Consider the following 1254-nt stretch of genomic DNA (forward strand, 5'->3'; position numbering starts at 1 on the left):
CGAATGTCCTGCGGACATTCGCAGCGACCAGAGCGGCGCGCATGGATGCGCGACTGGACATTGCACCAGGGAGGGGTTGTTACTCATCTTTTGTGCAGCGCCTTGAAATTAAAAAGCCCTGATGGGTTAGGCTCTTCATGTGAGTGGCACGCAGTGCCTTTCTAAGATAAACGGCTATCCAGATAATGCTGATAATGTGAATTACGTTTCTCTGAACGCCAAATGCAAAAAAGGGCTACCCAAATGGATAGCCCTTTTTCTTAGAATGGGAGCCTGGCGGTGTTCTACTCTCACATGGGGAGACCCCACACTACCATCGACGCTAACGTGTTTCACTTCTGAGTTCGGAATGGATTCAGGTGGGACCACGTCGCTATTGCCGCCAGGCAAAAACTTTTTATAACAATTTCAGAAAGCTTGATACGTTCTTCAATCAGAGTAACTTCACTACTCTAACTTCAATTAATTAGTCAGTCTTACCAACAACTTCTAAGTAAAAGCTACTTAGGCGTTGTATGGTTAAGCCTTTCGGGCAATTAGTACAGGTTAGCTTAACGCCTTGCAACGCTTCCACATCCTGCCTATCAACGTCGTCGTCTTCAACGACCCTTCCAGACCTTAAAGGTCAGGGATGACTCATCTTGGGGCTCGCTTCCCGCTTAGATGCTTTCAGCGGTTATCGATTCCGAACTTGGCTACCGGGCAATGCCTTTGGCAAAACAACCCGAACACCAGCGGTTCGTTCACTCCGGTCCTCTCGTACTAGGAGCAACTCCCCTCAATCATCCAACGCCCACACCAGATAGGGACCGAACTGTCTCACGACGTTCTAAACCCAGCTCGCGTACCACTTTAAATGGCGAACAGCCATACCCTTGGGACCGACTTCAGCCCCAGGATGTGATGAGCCGACATCGAGGTGCCAAACACCGCCGTCGATATGAACTCTTGGGCGGTATCAGCCTGTTATCCCCGGAGTACCTTTTATCCGTTGAGCGATGGCCCTTCCATACAGAACCACCGGATCACTATGACCTACTTTCGTACCTGCTCGACGTGTCTGTCTCGCAGTTAAGCTAGCTTATGCCATTGCACTAACCTCCTGATGTCCGACCAGGATTAGCTAACCTTCGTGCTCCTCCGTTACTATTTGGGAGGAGACCGCCCCAGTCAAACTACCCACCAGACACTGTCCGCATCCCCGATTAGGAGACAACGTTAGAACATCAAACATACCAGGGTGGTATTTCAAGG

The 1254-nt window shown here is 50.0% G+C and carries 2 rRNA genes; both read right to left on the reverse strand.

Annotated features, from left to right (window positions below):
- Positions 1 to 271: 271 nt before the first annotated feature.
- A 5S ribosomal RNA gene (rrf, locus tag FJ444_RS21245) occupies positions 272 to 387 on the reverse strand.
- Between the two features lie 128 nt (positions 388 to 515).
- Positions 516 to 1254 (reverse strand): 23S ribosomal RNA (locus FJ444_RS21250); the annotation flags it as partial.

It is taken from the genome of Aestuariibacter sp. GS-14 (assembly GCF_006494365.1).
GTDB lineage: Bacteria > Pseudomonadota > Gammaproteobacteria > Enterobacterales > Alteromonadaceae > Alteromonas > Alteromonas mangrovi.